At 44.9% G+C, this 20,305-nt stretch carries 13 protein-coding genes and 2 riboswitches; of the genes, 12 read left to right on the top strand and 1 reads right to left on the bottom strand.

The genetic code is table 11. The features are described 5' to 3' along the window. Position 1: 1 nt before the first annotated feature. Both ACFQ1X_RS12635 and ACFQ1X_RS12630 read left to right on the top strand, forming a co-directional pair. Positions 2-1,021, top strand: a complete 1,020-nt coding sequence (locus ACFQ1X_RS12635) for a LacI family DNA-binding transcriptional regulator (protein ID WP_379082814.1) — start codon at positions 2-4, stop codon at positions 1,019-1,021. A 12-nt stretch (positions 1,022-1,033) separates the two neighbouring features. After that, positions 1,034-2,650 (top strand): glycoside hydrolase family 13 protein, encoded by a 1,617-nt coding sequence (locus tag ACFQ1X_RS12630; RefSeq protein WP_379082811.1) that lies wholly within the window; start codon positions 1,034-1,036, stop codon positions 2,648-2,650. A gap of 49 nt (positions 2,651-2,699) precedes the next feature. Here the strand turns inward: ACFQ1X_RS12630 and ACFQ1X_RS12625 are convergent, their stop codons facing one another. Then, positions 2,700-3,980, bottom strand: coding sequence for a glucose-6-phosphate isomerase (locus ACFQ1X_RS12625; RefSeq protein ID WP_144840674.1), 1,281 nt, complete (start codon positions 3,978-3,980; stop codon positions 2,700-2,702). A 146-nt stretch (positions 3,981-4,126) separates the two neighbouring features. Between ACFQ1X_RS12625 and ACFQ1X_RS12620 the strand changes: the two genes are divergently transcribed. The 10 genes from ACFQ1X_RS12620 (at position 4,127) to ACFQ1X_RS12575 (ending at position 19,648) form a co-directional block, all read left to right on the top strand. After that, the gene (locus ACFQ1X_RS12620; protein ID WP_144840673.1) at positions 4,127-6,139 is read left to right on the top strand and encodes a penicillin-binding transpeptidase domain-containing protein; all 2,013 of its coding nucleotides are present in this window, start codon (positions 4,127-4,129) and stop codon (positions 6,137-6,139) included. Between the two features lie 426 nt (positions 6,140-6,565). Beyond that, positions 6,566-8,182, top strand: coding sequence for an alpha-glucosidase (locus ACFQ1X_RS12615; RefSeq protein WP_379082807.1), 1,617 nt, complete (start codon positions 6,566-6,568; stop codon positions 8,180-8,182). A 39-nt stretch (positions 8,183-8,221) separates the two neighbouring features. Then, entirely contained in the window at positions 8,222-8,899 is a 678-nt protein-coding gene (locus tag ACFQ1X_RS12610) for a GNAT family N-acetyltransferase (RefSeq protein ID WP_144840672.1), read from the top strand. 446 nt (positions 8,900-9,345) lie between these two features. Beyond that, positions 9,346-10,818 (top strand): nicotinate phosphoribosyltransferase, encoded by a 1,473-nt coding sequence (locus ACFQ1X_RS12605; protein WP_144840671.1) that lies wholly within the window; start codon positions 9,346-9,348, stop codon positions 10,816-10,818. Positions 10,819-10,829: 11 nt separating this feature from the next. Beyond that, on the top strand, positions 10,830-11,657 hold the full coding sequence (nadE, locus tag ACFQ1X_RS12600; RefSeq protein ID WP_144840670.1) for an ammonia-dependent NAD(+) synthetase: 828 nt from the start codon (positions 10,830-10,832) through the stop codon (positions 11,655-11,657). Positions 11,658-11,818: 161 nt separating this feature from the next. Continuing rightward, positions 11,819-12,769 carry an AAA family ATPase gene (locus ACFQ1X_RS12595; RefSeq protein WP_144840791.1) on the top strand — a complete coding sequence of 317 codons (951 nt, stop codon included), beginning with the start codon at positions 11,819-11,821 and terminating at the stop codon, positions 12,767-12,769. After that, positions 12,766-13,980 (top strand): DUF58 domain-containing protein, encoded by a 1,215-nt coding sequence (locus ACFQ1X_RS12590; protein WP_144840669.1) that lies wholly within the window; start codon positions 12,766-12,768, stop codon positions 13,978-13,980. Before ACFQ1X_RS12595 ends, ACFQ1X_RS12590 begins: the two co-directional genes overlap by 4 nt. Beyond that, positions 13,977-16,172 carry a DUF4129 domain-containing transglutaminase family protein gene (locus ACFQ1X_RS12585; protein ID WP_144840668.1) on the top strand — a complete coding sequence of 732 codons (2,196 nt, stop codon included), beginning with the start codon at positions 13,977-13,979 and terminating at the stop codon, positions 16,170-16,172. The genes ACFQ1X_RS12590 and ACFQ1X_RS12585 overlap by 4 nt, the downstream gene beginning before the upstream one ends. Before the next feature lie 32 nt (positions 16,173-16,204). After that, positions 16,205-16,306: riboswitch (purine riboswitch) on the top strand. 128 nt (positions 16,307-16,434) lie between these two features. Further along, positions 16,435-17,973 (top strand): glutamine-hydrolyzing GMP synthase, encoded by a 1,539-nt coding sequence (gene guaA / locus ACFQ1X_RS12580; RefSeq protein ID WP_144840790.1) that lies wholly within the window; start codon positions 16,435-16,437, stop codon positions 17,971-17,973. Positions 17,974-18,076: 103 nt separating this feature from the next. Then, positions 18,077-18,178, top strand: a riboswitch (purine riboswitch). Between the two features lie 132 nt (positions 18,179-18,310). Then, positions 18,311-19,648 (top strand): NCS2 family permease, encoded by a 1,338-nt coding sequence (locus tag ACFQ1X_RS12575; RefSeq protein ID WP_144840667.1) that lies wholly within the window; start codon positions 18,311-18,313, stop codon positions 19,646-19,648. Positions 19,649-20,305 lie beyond the last annotated feature (657 nt).

Genomic DNA, 20,305 nt, shown 5'->3' with positions numbered 1-20,305 from the left:
AATGGCAATTACCATCAAAGATGTCGCAAAAGCGGCATCGGTCTCACCAGCAACAGTATCGCGTGTGATAGCGGATAATCCGCGAATCAGCGACGATACGAAGAAGAAAGTTCGTGAAACGATGAAGCACCTCGGCTATTATCCGAACTTTCAGGCGCGAAATCTGGTCATTCAAAAAACCCAGACAATCGGAATCATTATGGCGGATTCAGCGACACTGGCGTTTCAAAATCCGTTCTTTCCAGAAGTGTTGCGCGGTATTTCGAGCAGAGCGCATGAAAGCCAATTTGGCCTGTATTTATCGACTGGTGCTACCTCTGAGGAAATATACGAAGAAGTGGTATCGATGACCCAGGGAAAAAGAGTGGATGGAATCATACTTTTATACTCCAGAATCGGCGACAAAATTATGGAATACCTATACAATAGCAATATTCCATTCTCAGTTGTCGGCCGTCCGGATGTTCACACGACTTCGATTTCTTATGTTGATAATGATAACTTGGGCAACGCCAGGGAAGTGGTGAATTATCTGATCGAGCTGGGTCATAAGCGCATCGCTTATGTTGGCGGCGGATTGGAATATGTGGTTTCATTGGATCGTTTGAAGGGTTATCAAAAGTCATTGGAAATGGCATTTCTTAACTTTGATCCGGATTTGATCGTCAATCAGTCGATTAGCGTCGGATTGGAAGAGCAATCGGTTCAACGATTGATGCAACTTCAAAATCCGCCGACTGCTATCGTGACGCATGACGACTTGATCGCTTATGAACTGATCAGTTATTTGCAGGATATGAAAATCGATGTTCCAGGCGACATTTCGGTATTGAGCTTTAATAACCATTCATTGTCGGAACATCTGAAACCGCCGCTCAGCACCGTTGATATCTCGATTTATGAACTGGGGATTCATGCGGCCGAACTGGTACTTGAAAAAATAAAAGACAGAGAGACTCCGGCGAGAGAAATTATCGTTCCTTCCCGGCTCATCGAACGCGGATCTTGCCGAGGTCTTTGAAAGGAAATGAACATGAACAAAAAATGGTGGAAAGAAGCAGTTGCATATCAAGTCTATCCAAGGAGCTTCATGGATTCGAACGGCGACGGCATCGGGGATATCAACGGTGTGACTGCCAAACTCGATTATCTGAAGGAACTGGGGATAGATGTCATCTGGCTCTGCCCGATGTATAAATCACCCAATGACGATAATGGCTATGACATCAGTGATTATCAGAATATTATGGACGAACTTGGTACAATGGAGGATTTTGATCGTCTGCTGGTGGAAATCCACGCACGCGGCATGAAATTGATCATTGATTTGGTGATCAATCATACAAGCGACGAACATCCATGGTTTGAAGAATCCCGGTCGTCTCTCGACAATCCGAAACGCGATTGGTACGTCTGGCGCGATCACCCGACCAACTGGAAAAGCATTTTCGGCGGTCCTGCCTGGGAATATGATGAAAAAACCGGGCAATACTATTTGCACATCTTTTCAAAAAAACAGCCGGATCTGAACTGGGAAAATCCCGAAGTCCGCAAAGCTTTATATAAAATGGTGAATTGGTGGCTTGATAAAGGCGTCGATGGTTTCCGAGTGGACGCCATCAGCCATATTAAAAAAGATTTCACCGATCTCCCCATCGAAGAAGGGCAGCCTTATGTTCCTGCCTGGGAAAAGATGATGAATGTCGACGGCATCCAGCCGCTCCTTGCGGAATTACGGGATGAAACATTCGCGAAATACGATATCATGACGGTCGGGGAAGCCAATGGTGTATCCGCCGAGGATATCGAGGAATGGATCAGTGAAGAAAACGGCAAATTCAATATGGTCTTCCAGTTTGAAGACCTCGGTCTCTGGGACGACGAGGTGAAAAAAGGCGTCAATGTACCTGAGTTGAAAAAAGTTTTGACACGCTGGCAAAAGGGTGTCGAGGGAATTGGCTGGAATGCCCTGTTCATCGAGAATCATGACAAACCACGTGCAGTGTCCACCTTGGGCAACGACAGCATTTTCTGGCGGGAAAGCGCAACGTCACTTGCCTGCATGTACTTTTTCATGCAGGGGACGCCGTTTATTTACCAGGGCCAGGAAATCGGTATGACCAATGCGCCGTTCGAAAAAATCGAACAATACGATGACGTCCAGACGCATAACCTTTATTTCTATAACCTTGCGGAAGGAATGGAGCATGAGCAAGTGATGACGCTCATCAAGGCAACGAGCCGCGATCATTCCCGCACACCGATGCAATGGGACAGCAGCCCGAATGCCGGATTTTCCACAAATGAACCCTGGATTTACATAAATCCGAACTACGAATGGCTGAATGTAGAAGCTCAAAGGCACAACCCACATTCGGTGCTGTCTTTCTATAAAGCCATGATTGCACTAAGAAAAAATATGGAAGTCCTTGTCTACGGAAAATACGAGCTTATTGATCTTGGTTTCGATGATGTCTATGCTTATACACGTGAAGACGGAGATAGCAAAGTTTTGGTTATAGCAAATCTTGGACCGCATAGATACCGCTGGAATGAGCCGGGAAACCATGGAGTTTTGCTGTCGAATTACGAACTGATCGATCCGGCGGAAATCCGTCCATACGAAGCCAGGGTTTATCAAATTACTTAACACAATGAAAAAGGGCAGTCCCAATGGGGCTGCCCTTTTTGCCTTGAAATCAATATCCAGGTTTCTTTAAAAGTTTAAAGATGTTGTTTTTGTAATCTTCGACCCCGGGTTGGTCAAATGGGTTGATGTCCAGCAAATACGCGCTGTACGCGCAGGAGATCATATAGAAGTAGAAAAGATGGCCAAGATGGAACTCATCCATCTTTTCAATTGTCAGGCTTAATTGCGGGACGCCGCCATCAAGATGTGCCGAAGATGTTCCTTTATAAGCGACGTGGTTGAATTCCTGCAGGCTGATGCCAGCCAGGTAATTCAACTCATCCCCATCATTTTCTGCTTCAAAGACGGTGAGGTCTTCTTTACTTTCTTTAATCAACAGGAAACTTTCAAATAAATTGCGGATTCCGTCTTGAATGTACTGACCCATCGAATGCAAGTCGGTTGTGAATGACACCGATGCAGGGAAAATGCCTTTGCCGTCTTTGCCTTCACTTTCTCCGAATAATTGCTTCCACCATTCCTGTACAAAGGCCAGTTTTGGTTCAAATGTGGCCATCACTTCCGTGGTATAGCCTTCTGTATAAAGATGATGGCGGGCGGCGGCATAGCGGATTGCCGGGTTGTTTTCAGGATCGAATGTCTGATAAGCCTGTTCGGCATCTTTAGCGCCAGCCATCAAATCTTTAATCGAAAATCCGGCAGCGGCGATCGGCAGAAGCCCCACCGCAGTGAACACCGAATATCGGCCGCCGACATCTTCAGGTACGACAAATCGTTTGTAATTATTTTCAATGGCCAGATTCACCAAGGCCCCTTTATGTTCATCGGTTGTGACGATAATCCGTTCAGCCGCTGCATTGCCGTAACGCTCTTCCATGTATTTTTTCAGGAAGCGGAAAGCGAGTGCAGGTTCTGTTGTTTTTCCGGATTTCGAAATCACATTGACCATTACTTCCTTGCCGTCAAGATGGGCGAGCAGCTGTTTTAAGTATTCGCCACTGACTTGATGTCCGGCAAACAGGACTTCGGTTCTGTTATCGGATTTATTGAAGTAAGGTGACAATGCAGTCAGTGCCGCCTTTGCACCGAGGTAAGATCCACCAATGCCGATGACGACCAGTACATCCGCATCCTTTTGGATTTTGCCTGCTGTTTGTTGGATGCGTTCCAAGAACTCGGATTGGACAGTGCTCGGCCAGTCAAGCCAACCAAGGAAATCAGAACCCCGTCCTTCTTTATTGTATAAATTTGTATGAATTTCTTGCAGCGCGGCTTTTTTCTCATCCGTCAGTACTGTTTCAAAAGACCCCGAATATGTCAATTCGATCATACAAAAACTCCCTTTCCTTTTTCTCTCAAGTTTACCATATCCACTTCTTCCGCACCTTATTGACCCCAGAAATTTCCGCAGGTATTTCATTTTATCAAGTACCTAAATTCTGGTAAGCTGTTAACTATGGAAGTGGGGGAACAACGATGAGAAAAATTTTCACAGGGATTTTCCTGGCCGGGGCAATATTTATGCTTGCCGGGTGCCAGGAGCAGGCAACACCGGAAGACCGTCTGGCTGAATACATAGAACTTTGGAATGAAACCGAGTTTGAAGAGATGTATGAACAATATTTAAATGATGGAACGAAGAATACTTTTGGCACTGAAGAATTCGTCAGCCGGCAACAGAAATTGCATGATGATCTGGGAATTGAAAACCTGGAAGTGACATTTACTGAAGCTGGTGAAGATGCAGAATGGGAGGAAGAGCAACCTGCCGATTTTCCGGTACAGGTAAGGATGGACACATTGGCGGGACCTGTCGAATTTGAAAAAACCATGACGCTCCTGTACGAAGAAGAGGAAGAACAGGGAAACTGGTTTATTGAATGGACACCTGCATTCATTTTCCCTGAACTGGAAGCAGGAGACCCGGTCCGCATCAGCACCCAACTGGCGGCAAGAGGGGAATTATTTGACCGCAACGATCAGCCGCTTGCGATAAACGGTACCGGCCGTTCGATCGGCGTGGTTCCGGAGAAGTTCACGGAAGAGGCGGATAAGGAAAAGCTTGCGGAATTGCTCGGCATGTCTGTTGAAGAAATTGACCGGCAACTGGATCAGGGCTGGGTGCAAAATAATCTCAGCCAATTTGTGCCTCTCAGCAAAACATCAAATGACAACACAGAATTGCTTGAACAGGTTCTGGAAATCCCGGGAACGATGCATCAGGAAACTGCCATGCGTGAGTATCCGTATGGCGTGGCTTTGTCCCATTTAATCGGCTATATCGGAGCAATAACGGCTGAACAATTGGCCGAACTTCAGGAGCAGGGCTATACCGAAAATGATTCCATCGGACGCCAGGGGCTGGAACGTCACTTGGAAGAGCGTTTGCGCGGTGACAATGGCGTACGCATTTGGATCGATAAAGAGCAGGAACAGATTACCGTAGCCGAAAAGGCGGCGGTGGACGGAGAAAAAATACAATTGACGATTGATGCTGATTTGCAGGAAGTCACCTATAATTCGATGAACGGTGAAGCGGGCGCCAGCGCAGCTATTGACCCGGATACAGGAGAAACCTTGGTGCTGCTGAGTTCTCCCGGTTTTGACCCCAACGAATTCATGCTGGGAATGAGCGGTGAGCGATACGCGGAGCTGGAATCGGATCCGTTGAAGCCATTGTATAACCGCTTTGCCGCAAGTTATGCACCCGGTTCGACGATTAAACCGATCACTGCGGCAATCGGTATGGAAGCTGGAACACTCGATCCTGACGAAGGGTTGACGATTAACGGTGAAACCTGGCAAAGAGATGACTGGGGCGGCTACCGGGTGACACGGCTCCATCCCGAAGCCCCCAATCCGATTGATTTGAATAAGGCACTGGTTTATTCGGATAATATCTATTTTGCGATGCAATCATTGGAGATGGGCAGAAATGTGCTGGTTGAAGGGCTTGAAAGCTTTGCGTTCGGTGAAGAAATTCCGTATCTGCTTGCTTTGCAGTCTTCTCAAATTTCCAATGACGGCACGATTTCTTCCGAAGGCCAGCAGGCGGATACCTCGTTCGGACAAGGCCAGATGCTTGCGAATATACTGCACCTTGCATCTGTTTATCAACCGCTTCTGACTGACGGCGTTATGCATAAGCCTACGCTGTTGCTGGAAGAAGACGATGCGCAAATCTGGAAAGACAATCTGGTTTCTGCTGAAAATGCGGAAATTATTCGCAACGGCATGCGCAATGTCATCGTTGATGGCTTTGCTCAGGAAGCGAATTTGGAAAACATTCCACTCGCCGGCAAAACCGGAACCGCTGAGCTGAAAGCGGCAGGGGAAGAAACTGGCCAGGACAATGGCTTCTTCGTGGCTTATGATTCTGCAAACCCTGAATTCATCATGGCGATGATGATTGAAGATGTCGGAGACAACGATGGCAGCGGTTACGTTGCAGGCATGGTAGGCGATACATTCGAACAATTTTACGAATAAAGATTGAACCGCCATCACATAAAAGATGGTGGTTCATTTTTAATTTTGGCACAATTAAATACCTTTAATATCAAAATAATGTTCTAAACGGCAGGTTTTTTGAAGCCGGTAGCGAACTATATATATTGAATTAAAGAATCCGATAAATATGCCGCTTCGGTGCTTTGGACAAGGCTCCCGCAATAAGCCGAGAAGACCACTCGTCTTATTGCTTCGCCCAGTCCTGGAGCGCACCTTCGCTAGTGAAGTAACTTTGATTGAGAGAGTATCTTAGATATGGAGCAAAACAGCGCAAGCCCCCAGGCAAGCAAGCTGTTTTGCGGAATATCGGCTACTATGGATTTATTAGTTCAACATATATAGTTACCAATGTGGAATTTCCTCTGGTCCCGGCTGGGAAATCGTTCTGAAAGAAGGCCATAAAACATGAAGAAAACATGGTGGAAAGAGGCAGTAGTCTATCAGATATATACACGGAGTTTCAAAGATATCAGCGGTGATGGTGTGGGAGATTTAAACGGGGTCACAGAGAAGCTTGATTATCTGCAGGAACTGGGAATTGATATTATCTGGCTTTGTCCGATGTATAAATCACCCAATGTAGATAACGGCTATGATGTCAGTGATTACAGGGGAATCATGGATGAGATGGGCACGATGGATGATTTTGACCATATGCTTGAACAAATCCATGCCCGTGGCATGAAACTCATTCTGGACCTTGTGCTGAACCATACCAGCGATCAGCATCCCTGGTTTCTCGAATCAAAATCTTCAAAAGACAATCCGAAGCGGGATTGGTATATTTGGCGGGATAAGCCGACAAATTGGGAAAGTATTTTCGGCGGCCCTGCCTGGACATTCGATCCGAAGACCAATCAATATTATCTTCATCTCTATACGAAAAACCAGGTGGATCTGAATTGGGAGAATCCGGAAGTCCGCCATGAACTTTACGATATGATCCGGTGGTGGATTGAAAAAGGGGTCGATGGTTTCCGGGTTGACGCCATCAATCACCTGAAAAAAGATTTCACCGATATGCCGAATCCCGAAGGCAGGAATTACGTGCCTGCCTGGGAAAAGATGACGAATGTTGAAGGGATACAGGATTTTCTTGAAGAGCTGCGAGATGAAGTTTTTTCGAAGTACGATATTGTAACAGTGGGTGAAGCGAATAGTGTAAAAGCCCATGAATTGGCAGAATGGATCAGTGAGGATGAAGGCAAATTCAATATGATCTTTCATCTGGAGGCTCATGAAAACTGGAACCCGGAACTCGACGCCGATTATAATGTGATGACCTTGAAAAAAGTTTTGGACCGCTGGCAAAAGAGCGCCCATGGCATAGCGTGGAATTCATTGTATCTTGAAAATCATGATCGGCCGAGAACTGTTTCAACCTGGGGGGACGACAAACATTATTGGCGGGAAAGTGCTACTGCTCTCGCGTGTATGTATTTCTTTATGCAAGGAACGCCGTTCATCTACCAGGGCCAGGAAATCGGCATGACGAATGCGCCTTTTGATGATATTAAAATGTACAGGGATGTAGAGACAAAAAATCTATATCGGTATAATCGATTAAATGGCGTTTCTCACGAAGAAATTATGCAAATGATTAAAAAAAACAGCCGAGACCATGCAAGAACACCAATGCAATGGCATAGCGGGAAGAATGCAGGGTTTACTGCAGGTGAGCCGTGGATTTCACTTAATCCAAACTATCAATGGCTCAATGTTGAGGCGCAAGAAAAAGATGAACAATCGATTTTGTCCTTTTACAAGAAAATGATTGCTTTGCGCAAAGGCAACGAATGCCTTTTGTACGGCAGCACAGAACTTGCTGAAACTGATTGTCCGGACGTTTACGCTTACATTCGGGAATTCAAAAATCTACGGATTCTAGTTGTTTCACATTTGGACAAAGATGGCTGTTATTGGTCTTTGAGGGAAAAAGGGAAGCTGCTGCTGTCCAATTACACTGTCTTTAAAGATAAAAAACTTCAACCTTATGAAGCGCGTGTTTATTTATTGGAATGAAAAACGAACAAAAGCCTGTAAAACAAAGGAGCGAAGAACTTGTATTCTAAAGAGCAATTTGTGTTTCAAGGTGAAAAAGTCTATAAAGCAATCATCAGGAATTACCGGCAGGCTGATTTTAAAGATCTGATTGAAATCCAAAGGGAATGTTTTCCCCCGCCTTTTCCCGATGAACTATTATGGAATGAAAAACAATTAGCCAATCATATAAAGTATTATCCGGAAGGAGCGCTATGCGTCGAAATCGACGGTAAACTGGCGGGTTCGCTGACCGGAATGTTGACGGATTTCAATCCGAATCATTCCACCCACAATTGGGAGGAGGTAACGGACCGCGGATATATTACGACTCATAATCCGGACGGAAAAAGCTTTTATATAGTGGATGTTGGTGTAAAACCGGCTTTCCGAAAAATGGAAATCGGAAAATTATTGCAGCAGGCAGCTTATGAACGTGTCATTGAAGATGGGTTGGAACGGGTTATCGGGGGCGGCCGAATGCCGGGTTTCAAATACTTTTCTGCAGACATGAGCGCTGAGCAATATGTCGATAAAGTATTGGCCGGTGAAATGAAAGATCCGGTCATCACGTTTCTCATGCGCAGCGGACGAACCCCGGTGAAATTGGTGGAAAATTATCTTGATGATGAAGATTCGAGGGACTTTGCCTTATTGATGGAATGGAAGAATCCTTTTATTCCGCAAGAAGAGGAATGAGTGGGTGAAATTGGAAAAGGGACGCTCCCGATAGGTTATCGGGGCGTCCCTTTGTTGGTTTGAAGGTAACATTTATATAGCTTGATTCAATTTTTCAACCCTTAAAAAGGGGAATCATTTCCGTTGAAAGTATTTGCTTTCAGTGCCGCGGTCAGTGTTCCACTGGGTGCTTTCTAACTTAAGCAACGTAAACCCTGCCTTCTTTTACGTCCTTGCGATCCTCAAATCGCTCCAGTGTGAATAAGTATTCTCAAAAACATTAATGTAGAATGCCAGATTATCAAATATACCAGTTACCTCTGTGTTAACTTAAATATTATTGCACAGATGGAGCGGTTTGTCAAACTAATAAGTGTCGATTTGAAGGAGAGCTTCCTTTCGTTTTTGAAATGGCTGCTTTAGGGTATAATTAATTGAAATTAAGAATAGCGGAAGAAGGAGATTCTATGCAAACTACGACTTATGCGGATGACAGTCTCGCGCTGCATACAGATTTATACCAAATTAATATGGTGGAGGCTTATTGGGCTGATGGCATGCATGAAAGAAAAGCTGTTTTTGAATTGTTTTTCCGGAAATTGCCTTTCGGCAACGGCTATGCCATCTTCGCGGGGCTGGAACGAGTGCTCGACTACCTGAAAAACTTCAGATTCACCGAGTCTGACCTTGCTTATTTAAGGGAAGAGGCCGGCTATAAAGAAGATTTTCTTGCTTATTTGAGCATAATTAAATTTACCGGCAACGTTTATTCAGTGGTTGAAGGTGAAGTCGTTTTCCAGAACGAACCGCTGATTCGTATCGAGGCGACTCTTGCCGAAGCCCAGTTGATTGAAACGGCATTACTCAATATCGTTAATTACCAGACCCTTATCGCAACTAAAGCAAGCCGCATCAAACAAATTGTGAAAGACGATCGTGTAATGGAGTTCGGCACACGCCGGGCACAGGAAATGGATGCGGCTGTTTGGGGATCCCGTGCCACATTCATCGGCGGCTTGGAATCGACCAGCAACGTCAGAGCCGGAAAATTATTCGGTCTGCCCGTTGCCGGAACACATGCCCATTCCATGATCCAGGCTTATAAAGACGAATATGAAGCTTTTCACGCGTACGCCAAACGGCATAAAAACTGCGTGTTTCTGGTTGATACATACGATACATTAAAATCCGGGCTTCCGATTGCAATTCAGGTTGCAAAAGAGCTTGGCGATAAAATTAATTTCCAGGGCATTCGCCTGGATAGCGGCGATATAGCATTCCTTTCCAAAGAAGCGCGCAAAATGCTTGATGAAGCCGGTTTTCCGGAAGCGGAAGTTGTCGTGTCGAATGATTTGGATGAATACACCATCCTTAACCTGAAAGCCCAGGGGGCGAAAGTGGATGCATGGGGGATCGGCACCAAACTGATCACTGCATACGATCAGCCTGCGTTGGGAGCGGTTTATAAAATCGTAGCGATCGAGAACGACGATGGCCATCTGGAAGATACGATCAAGATTTCCGGAAATGCCGAAAAAGTCACGACCCCGGGACTGAAAAAAGTTTACAGAATCATAGACAGGGAAAATGGGAAATCAGAAGGTGATTATATCTCCATGGCGGATGAAGATCCGGCATCCGAGGAACGCCTCAAAATGTTCCACCCGGTCCATACATTCGTTTCGAAATTTGTCACTAATTTTGAGGCTGTGGATATTCACACCCAAGTAGTGAGGAACGGGGAAGTCACCTATAAGTCGCCGTCCATCCAGGAAATCCAGGACTATTCGAAACAGAGTCTCAGCCTTCTGTGGGACGAATACAAGCGTTCACTCAATCCCGAAGAATATCCTGTCGATCTCAGCCAGAAATGCTGGGACAATAAAATGCGAAACATTCAGGAAGTCCGCGAATCGATTCAAAATTTCTCAAACAAATAGGAGGATTTTATATGTCAGAACTGCAACAGCAAATCATTGAAGAAATGAAAGTTCAGCCAGAAATCAACCCCACCGAGGAAATAGAGCGAACGATTACATTTTTAAAGGACTATTTGAAAAAGCATTCATTTCTTAAAGGTTTTGTCCTCGGAATATCAGGGGGGCAGGATTCCACTTTGGTCGGGAAAATGGCGCAAATGGCTGTTGAACAAATGAATGAAGAAACTGGCAGCGATCAATACGGATTTTATGCGGTACGGCTGCCCTACGGGAAACAATTCGATGAGCCCGATGCACAGGACGCTTTAAAATTCATCAACCCCACCAAAACGTATACCATTAACATCAAGGAAGCGGTCGATGCCAGTGATCGTGCTTTGGAGCAAGCGAACATCGAATTGACCGATTTTGCTAAAGGCAATGAAAAAGCAAGAGAACGGATGAAAGCCCAGTACTCTGTTGCAGCCATGCACGATGCGGTGGTGCTTGGAACAGATCATGCAGCAGAAGCAATCACCGGTTTTTACACGAAACATGGGGACGGGGCTGCGGATTTGACGCCGCTATTCCGTTTGAACAAAAGACAGGGCAAGCAAATGATGAAGGAACTGGGCAGCCCGGAACACCTTTATAATAAGGTTCCGACCGCTGACCTGGAAGAAGACAAACCGGCAATTCCTGATGAAGTTGCGCTTGGCATCACCTACGACATGATTGATGATTATCTGGAAGGCAAAGAGATTCCGGATGAAGCACGTGAGAAATTGGAAGGATACTATTTGAAAACCATGCACAAGCGAAAATTGCCTGTCACCGTATTCGATGATTTCTGGAAATAATATCATAATTAGCAGGGTCCTCCATCTGGGGGGCCTTTTATTGTGTGAATAGCCTGTAATCCATAACTGCAGAGTTGAGTTATTGCGTATAATTCGTTATGCTAATGAATAAGAATGTGACAATTCTAAATATTATTTGTCACTCACTGGGGGAAAAGATGATGAATCCAAAAGACCAATTGAACAAAGTTATTGATAATATTGAAAAAGTCATCATCGGCAAGCGGGATATCGCAGAATTGAGTATGGTTGCTATGCTGTCCCACGGCCATGTTTTGCTCGAAGATGTACCGGGAGTCGGAAAAACCATGCTGGTAAGAGCATTGGCAAAATCGGTTGGTGCCGACTTTAAGCGTATTCAGTTCACTCCAGATCTACTGCCGTCTGATGTAGTCGGTGTTTCGATATACAACCCGAAAGACATGGAGTTCCATTTCAGACCCGGCCCGATCATGGGCAATATTATTTTGGCTGATGAAATTAATCGTACCTCCCCGAAAACACAATCTTCACTGCTTGAGGCTATGGAAGAAGCGTCCGTCACCATCGATGGCGTCACCATGCAGATTCCCAAACCATTTTTTGTCATGGCCACACAGAATCCGATCGAATATGAAGGAACTTATCCACTGCCCGAAGCGCAGCTGGATCGTTTTCTGCTGAAAATTAAAATGGGCTATCCCAGTCCAAAAGAAGAAATGGAAGTTTTAAACCGCTCCCAATTCTCCACTCCGATTGAAGATTTACAGTCAGTTATCTCGTTGGAAGAATTACTCGAACTTCAGCGCGAATCAAAAAATATTAAAGTGGATGAAACAATCAGAAGCTACATTGTGGACCTTGCCCGCCAGACCCGCAACGATCCATACGTCTACCTGGGAGTCAGTCCCCGCGGTTCCATCGCTTTGATGAAGTCGGTCCAGGCGTATGCCTTGTTAAAAGGGCGTGATTTTGTGACGCCTGATGATGTGCAATACTTGGCGAAATTCGTTTTTGGCCACCGTATTATGCTGCGGTCTGAAGCGAGGTATGACGGTATAACTTCTGAAGAAATAACTGAGCGTATCTTGACGAAAACCAAAGTGCCTGTCCAAAGGCTAGTGGGCCAATGACACAATTCCGAAAAGCACTGGCTTTATGGGGAAGAATAATTTTTGTGTTTTTCATCCTATTGCTTACGTTTTCATTCGCGATGTTCCAGGGCGGTTTCGTCAGCTGGTTCATCTTCTATATGGCGTTGCCGTTTATGCTGTATTCATTATTATTAAATTTTTATCCTCTTGAGGATATTCAATTAAGCAGAAAAATCCATACAACTCAAATTAGACGGGGCCAAAAGTATTCAGCGACTGTCCGTATGAATCGCAAACTGTCTTTTCCTCTCCTGTACACAGTTCTTACAGAAAAAACGACTTCCATTGCATTGCGACAAAGAAATGCTGCGGATAATCGGACGATGTTCATGCCCGGTTTCCGTAAATCGCACGTCTGGCATTATGAAATTGAAGACATGCCGAGGGGAGAACACGTTCTGGAAGGAATAGAATTGGAAGTAGCCGATTTTTTTGGATGGACTAAAAAAACAAAAATGTATCCTTTGAAACAAACCATTCTTGTGTATCCAAGAACTGTCGAAATTCCATACCATGCTATTGAATCCAGCTACGACCAGGGCGCGATGCTGGCTCCGCATACTTTGGTAAAAGACACAACGATGGCTACAGGTATCCGCGACTATCAGCCTGGGGACAGAGTTTCCTGGATACATTGGAAATCTTTTGCCCGCACGCAAACTTTGCGCACCAAGGAATTTGAAGACAGGCAGGCGGAAGATCTGTTTCTTCTCGATGACAGGAGACCTTCTGAGAATTTCGAGTCGCAAGTTGAACTGATCGCCTCTTTATTGCACTCCATTGTCAGAGGGAAATCGAGTGTGGCTTATATGTCTGTCGGAAACAGTATCGATTCTTTTCCGGTCATCCATTCTGAGAGCCATTTGGAGCGCGTTATGTACCATTTGACGAAGGTGTTGCCTGACCTTGACCGTCCGGCACATGAGGTGGTGAGCCGAAACCTCCAGCAAATCCGTGCGACAGCGCTGATTTACGTTACGACTAAGCTGACGGTTGAAATGATCGAAGCGATTAGAAGGAATATCAAAAACCTTAATACTTGCATGTGTCTCGTCATTACAAAAAAAGGTGGAAAACTTGATAAAGAGGACGAAGCCGCTCATCTGTTTGCCACTTCAAAAGGCTTTATCGTAAAACATGTTTCATCAGAGAATTTTGCATCAGTATTTACGGAGGTGAGCCGCAAATGAGTTCCATTCGAAAGAATAAAGCTTTCATGGCCATATTATATGTGCTGGTATTCCTCCTGTTGGCTGAATGGCTAACACCGGTCATCACTTTGACCGACACTGGGCATAAATCTCTGTTTCTCATATTTATAGGAATCAGCATCATAATGGCTTTTTTGCAAATTCATTGGGGAATCTCTGCTGCGGTTAAAACCATCTATATAATGTGGTTCCTGATTCATGTTTATACGGAAAGCGCTATTTTCTCATTCGAAGCCTTAGGATATATACTTTCTGATCTGCGCATTAATCTGGAAGCGTTGTTTGCTCAGGATTGGGCAGAGACGACCGATATTTTCCGGACCATCCTATTTTTCAGCTTAATTTGGATGGCTGTTTACCTGATCCATTATTGGGTCAGTTTCCGTTTGAGTATTTTTCTCTTCTATATATTGACCGTCGTTTTCATAGCGGTACTGGACACTTTCAGTCCTTATAACGGCGATTCTGCAATTATCCGCATCATGATCATCGGCCTTCTGCTTGCCGGATTGCTGCATCTGGCCAGATGGCTTGAAGGCCATCGCATCAATAAAAATATTGAGCGACTGGCGGGGTATATGATTCCGTTATTCCTGATGGTTGCAATGGCGACGGCTCTTGCACTTTATTTGCCAAAAGCTGAACCGCAGTGGCCGGATCCCGTTCCTTACCTTACTTCATTTTCCGGAGAAGGCGGAGCTGGCCCGGGGTCGGTTGGCCGTATTGGATACGGAGTGGATGACTCAGAACTTGGCGGCTCCTTCGAGGGAGACGATACACCGGCTTTCCGTGCAGAAGTCGAAGATGGCCAATACTGGAAAGTTGAAACAAAAGATATTTACACCACGAAAGGCTGGGAATTGAGTGATTCCGCTGGAGATCCGGTTCTATATAATAACGGAGATCAGATTGCTACCGAATTTGAACCGGGCTCAGAAGAGGAATCCGCCAATGCTGTTCTTGAAATGGAACTGGATTTTCCCTTTGTGCTTTATCCTTACGGTGTAGAATCCATTCAAATGGATGAAGACATTCGTTACAGTTATTCTGCAGTTGATCAAAAGATTGAACCGTTATTGAGCGGTGCGCCTTTTGAGCCGGAGACAGTCGAACTTCAATTTAATGAACCGAGCTTCAGCCTGACCGGGCTTCGGGAATCAACGACTGACAAACTGGCGGAGCTCCCGCCGGAGTTGGATCGTTACAAACAACTGCCGGAAGAATTGCCTCAACGCGTGCGTGATTTGGCGGAAGAAATAACATTGGATTCCGAAACCGTCTACGACAAAGCCAGAGCAATTGAGAATTATTTTGAACGGAACGATTTTGAATACAGCCTGACAGATATTCCTGTGCCGGAAGAAGACCAGGACTACGTCGATCAATTCCTCTTTGAAACAAAACGCGGCTATTGTGATAATTTTTCAACTTCCATGGTAGTCATGCTGCGCAGCTTGGATATACCCGCGCGTTGGGTAAAAGGTTTCAATGAAGGAGAACAATTGGTGGATGAGAACGGCGTGGAAACTGACGTCTATCAGATCACCAATAATAATGCGCATTCATGGGTTGAAGCCTATATGCCGGGTGTCGGATGGATGCTCTTTGAACCGACAATCGGATTCTCGGGATCTTCTCAAATAGATTTCGATCTGGATATCGAAACTTCCGATACCGAGGAGCAGGACCCGCTTGAACAGCCGGAACAGCCTGAGCTTGAGGAAGAAGAGGATCCTGCAGCAGCTGCAGCTGCAGAATCAAGTGGTCCCGGATTCGGTGAGCGGATAGGTGATTTCATATCCCAGCATCGAGGGATCATTTTTATGGCAATAGCTGCTTTGATTCTCACGAGCCTGGTATTGTTTACACAGCGCCAAAAATGGCTGCCGAAAGTACTTGTGCCTTACTACCGCAGAAGAAAAGGGCAACAGACATTTGAAAAAGCCTATCTCCGCTTATTGAAACAATTGGATCTTTACGGCATTAAAAGGGAAGAGGGGCAGACGCTGATGTCTTATGCCAGATACATCGATTCCTTTTTCGGCACAAGGGAAATGTCGCGTCTGACCTCCTCCTACGAGCGGTCGGTGTACGGAGGACAGCCCGAAACGGTTAATTGGAACGAATTGAAAGAAAGTTGGGAAAAGTTAATCAATCGCACAACCAGTTGATTTTGAGGGAGCTAACTTGTACAATTGAGAAAATTATAAAGTACAGGTGCCCTCATATATGTCCGGTGATATGGATCGGATGTCTCTACCAAGTCCCCGGAAATGACTTGACTATGAAGGCGGATGCCACATGCCTATTTTGGCATGGGGCTTCGCCTTTTTGATGTAGAGCAAAAGAACGCGAGGAGATTTTTCGCGTTCTTTTATTATTTGGAGACCCTGAAATCGATCAGAAGAGGTGAAGGTTTTGCCAGTCAGTCCAATGTTGAAAGAACAAAGTAAGATCGTCGTTTTAGATTTCGGAAGCCAATACAACCAATTGATCACCCGCCGCATTCGTGAGCTCGGAGTTTACAGCGAACTTCATCCCCACACAGTAACGGCTGAAGAAATAAAGGAAATGAACGCAACCGGCATCATTTTTTCAGGTGGCCCGAATTCCGTTTACGATAAAAATGCATTTTCAATAGATGATGCGATATTTGAAATGGGACTTCCGATTCTCGGAATCTGCTACGGCATGCAATTGATGGCACTGCATTTAAAAGGCGACGTAAAAAAATCACTGAACCGTGAATACGGCAAAGCAGAAGTGAAACTCATAAAAGAAAGCAAATTGTTCTCTGGAATGCCAGAGGAGCAGATTGTCTGGATGAGCCACGGAGACCTGGTAACTGAAACACCTCCCGGCTTTGATGTTATCGGAACCAGTGCAGGCTGTCCGATTGCTTCAATGGCTGATGAATCCAGAGGTTTTTACGGAGTCCAATTTCACCCGGAAGTCCGTCATTCCATTTATGGAAATGAATTACTGCGTCAATTCGTCTTTGAAATTTGCGGGAACACAGCAGAATGGTCGATGGAAAATTACATCGAACTGGAAATCGAAAAAATCCGTGAAGAAGTGGGAGACAAGAAAGTTCTTTGTGCTTTGAGCGGAGGAGTGGATTCTTCAGTCGTTGCCGTGCTGATTCATAAAGCGATCGGAGATCAATTGACTTGTGTCTTTGTCGATCATGGACTGCTTCGAAAAGGCGAAGCGGATAGCGTCATGAAAACGTTCGCTGACGGCTTCCATATGAATGTTATAAAAGTCGATGCACGTGACCGCTTTATGAACAAGCTGGCTGGGGTCAGCGATCCGGAGCAAAAGCGTAAAATTATCGGCAACGAATTTATTTATGTCTTCGACGATGAAGCATCAAAGCTGGAAGGCATGGATTTCCTTGCGCAAGGAACTTTATACACAGATATAATCGAAAGTGGCACTACAACTGCACAGACGATAAAATCCCACCACAATGTCGGCGGCCTGCCGGATGACATGCAATTTAAACTCATCGAACCGTTGAATACTTTATTCAAAGATGAAGTACGAGTTCTCGGCACCGAACTGGGCATGCCTGACGAAATCGTCTGGCGTCAGCCATTCCCTGGACCGGGTCTGGGAATCCGGATCATGGGAGCGGTCACTGAAGAGAAACTTGAAATCGTCCGCGAATCGGATTGGATCCTGCGGGATGAAATCAGCAAAGCAGGTCTCGATCGGGATATCTGGCAATATTTCACCGTCCTGCCAGACATCAGAAGCGTCGGCGTGATGGGTGATGCACGGACATATGATTACGCAATCGGCATCCGTGCTGTAACTTCGATTGATGGCATGACTTCCGACTGGGCACGAATTCCATGGGATGTCCTCGAAAAAATCAGCGTCCGGCTTGTAAACGAAGTCGATCATATCAACCGGGTACTTTATGACATTACGAGCAAACCACCTGCAACTATAGAATGGGAGTAGAGGTTTTTGTCATCAGACTGTCTAATCACGAACTAAAACTGAGTTATGATGAGAAATGTTCGTGAATAGGGTTGTTTGGTTGCGTGCGATGTGTTATTCTACAATAGAAATTAAATAACGCTGTCGTATAATGTCGGGGATATGGCCCGAAAGTTTCTACCGAGTTACCGTAAATGACTCGACTACGATTTAAGTTCATTCCATAATCAATTTGGGAATAAACTTTTTCTGGAATTGCTATTCCAGAAATTTAAAATCGGAAACGCATACGGCTTTTGCTGTATGCGTTTTTTGTTTTAATAGCATCTTTGCGACAGCAAGCGGAGGCAATAAAATAATGAAGAAATATTTTCAGTTTGAAGAGCTAGGAACAAATTATCGCCAGGAATTTATTGGCGGGTTAACAACATTTTTGGCAATGGCTTATATCCTTGTTGTTAATCCATTGACGTTGACTTTGGCATCGGTTCCAGATTTGCCGGATTCAATGCGCATGGATTACGGTGCTGTTTTCATGGCGACGGCTTTAGCTGCCGCACTTGGTTCGATATTAATGGGTGTGCTTGCCAAATATCCGATTGCACTTGCTCCGGGTATGGGTCTTAACGCATTTTTTGCTTATACGGTTATCCTTACTTATGGCATTCCGTGGCAAACGGCATTGACCGGCGTGCTTTTCTCGGGTGTAATTTTTATACTTCTTACGTTGACCGGCGTTCGTGAAACGATTATAAATGCAATACCCAAAGAACTGAAATACGCAGTCGGTGCAGGTATCGGACTTTATATTACATTTATCGGTCTTCAGAATGCAGGCATAGTCGTCGGCAATCCGGATACAATGGTAGGGATTGGTGATTTAGCTAACCCATCCACCTTGCTTGCAATTTTCGGTCTGTTTGTAACAGTGATTTTCATGGTCCGGGGATTCAAAGGCGGAATTTTCTTTGGTATTCTTGTTGCGGCAGTAGTAGGTATGGTTTTTGGTGTTATCAATTTACCGAGTGCCATTATCGATTTGGATGTCCCGGACATGGGCCCAACTTTCGGTGTCGCTCTTGAACCTATTTTCAATGACTTTGGATCATTGATGACAATCCAATTCCTGGTTGTGGTTTTAACGTTCCTGTTTGTAGACTTTTTTGACACTGCCGGAACTTTGGTAGCCGTCGCCAACCAGGCAGGCTTGATGAAAGACAATAAACTACCAAGAGCGGGCAAAGCCCTTCTTGCTGATTCAATCGCAACAGTTGGCGGTGCAATCTTCGGAACATCGACTACAACATCTTATATTGAATCTACATCAGGTGTAGCAGCGGGAGCACGGTCAGGATTTGCTTCCGTAGTTACAGGAGTGTTATTCCTTGTCGCTATCCTGTTTTATCCGCTATTGGAAGTAATTACGAGTGCAGTCACTGCACCGGCATTGATAATTGTTGGGGTGTTGATGGTATCGTCATTAGGGTTGATTGACTGGGGCCGTTTTGAAATCGCAGTGCCGGCATTCCTGACTATGATTGCTATGCCTCTCGGTTACAGCATCGCAACGGGTATTGCAATTGGCTTTATCTTTTACCCGATCACAATGATTGCGGCTGGCAAAGGGAAACAGGTTCATCCAATCATGTACGGACTGTTCGTCATCTTTGTTCTTTACTTTATATTCCTTGCATAAAAATCATTGCTTAAGCCCTGCCAATAATTTGGCAGGGCTTTTTTCTGTGCATGAACTTAATATATAGAAGAAAGTCGAAAATTCTTGAGCGTAAAAAATAGAATGGAAGAAATTTTTCGGCAGGTTTTTAATGATGCAATTGAAAAGAAAGCGGCCGGCATCGAAGAGGTAAAATTTTATTGGATGTTTTAATTCGGTGTTGATTTAGGGAAATGGCTTGCTAAAAAATACAAGAATTTAAATTCCCACCATAGCTTTCAATGTAAAGGAAATTATTCCTTTCAAACTTGTAAACTGTTTGTAATTTTAATATTAGAATATTCTGTTATAATTAACTTGTTGGCACTTTTAAAATACTTGAAAATAATTGTTGACTTATTATTTCACAGCTGATATATTAATAAAGTCGCCAATGAGCGCGGCGTTATAATTTGAACCTTGAAAACTGAACAGCAAAACGTCAATGAATATGTTTCGAGCGCTTGGCGCGAGAAACAAATTTGCGAGGGTCGCCGCAAGGCGATCGGAGCAAAAGACTACTGATCAGCTTCGGCAGATCAAAGCGAATCGCTTGTCTTCGGACGGCGATGCGCCAGCAAGTATTTGAGCAATCAACTACTCTATAATGGAGAGTTTGATCCTGGCTCAGGACGAACG

This window comes from Metaplanococcus flavidus, from assembly GCF_042675885.1.
Classification (GTDB): domain Bacteria; phylum Bacillota; class Bacilli; order Bacillales_A; family Planococcaceae; genus Planococcus; species Planococcus flavidus.
The sequence above is the reverse complement of the archived record's forward strand: the minus strand, read 5'-3'. Positions and strand labels throughout refer to the sequence as shown.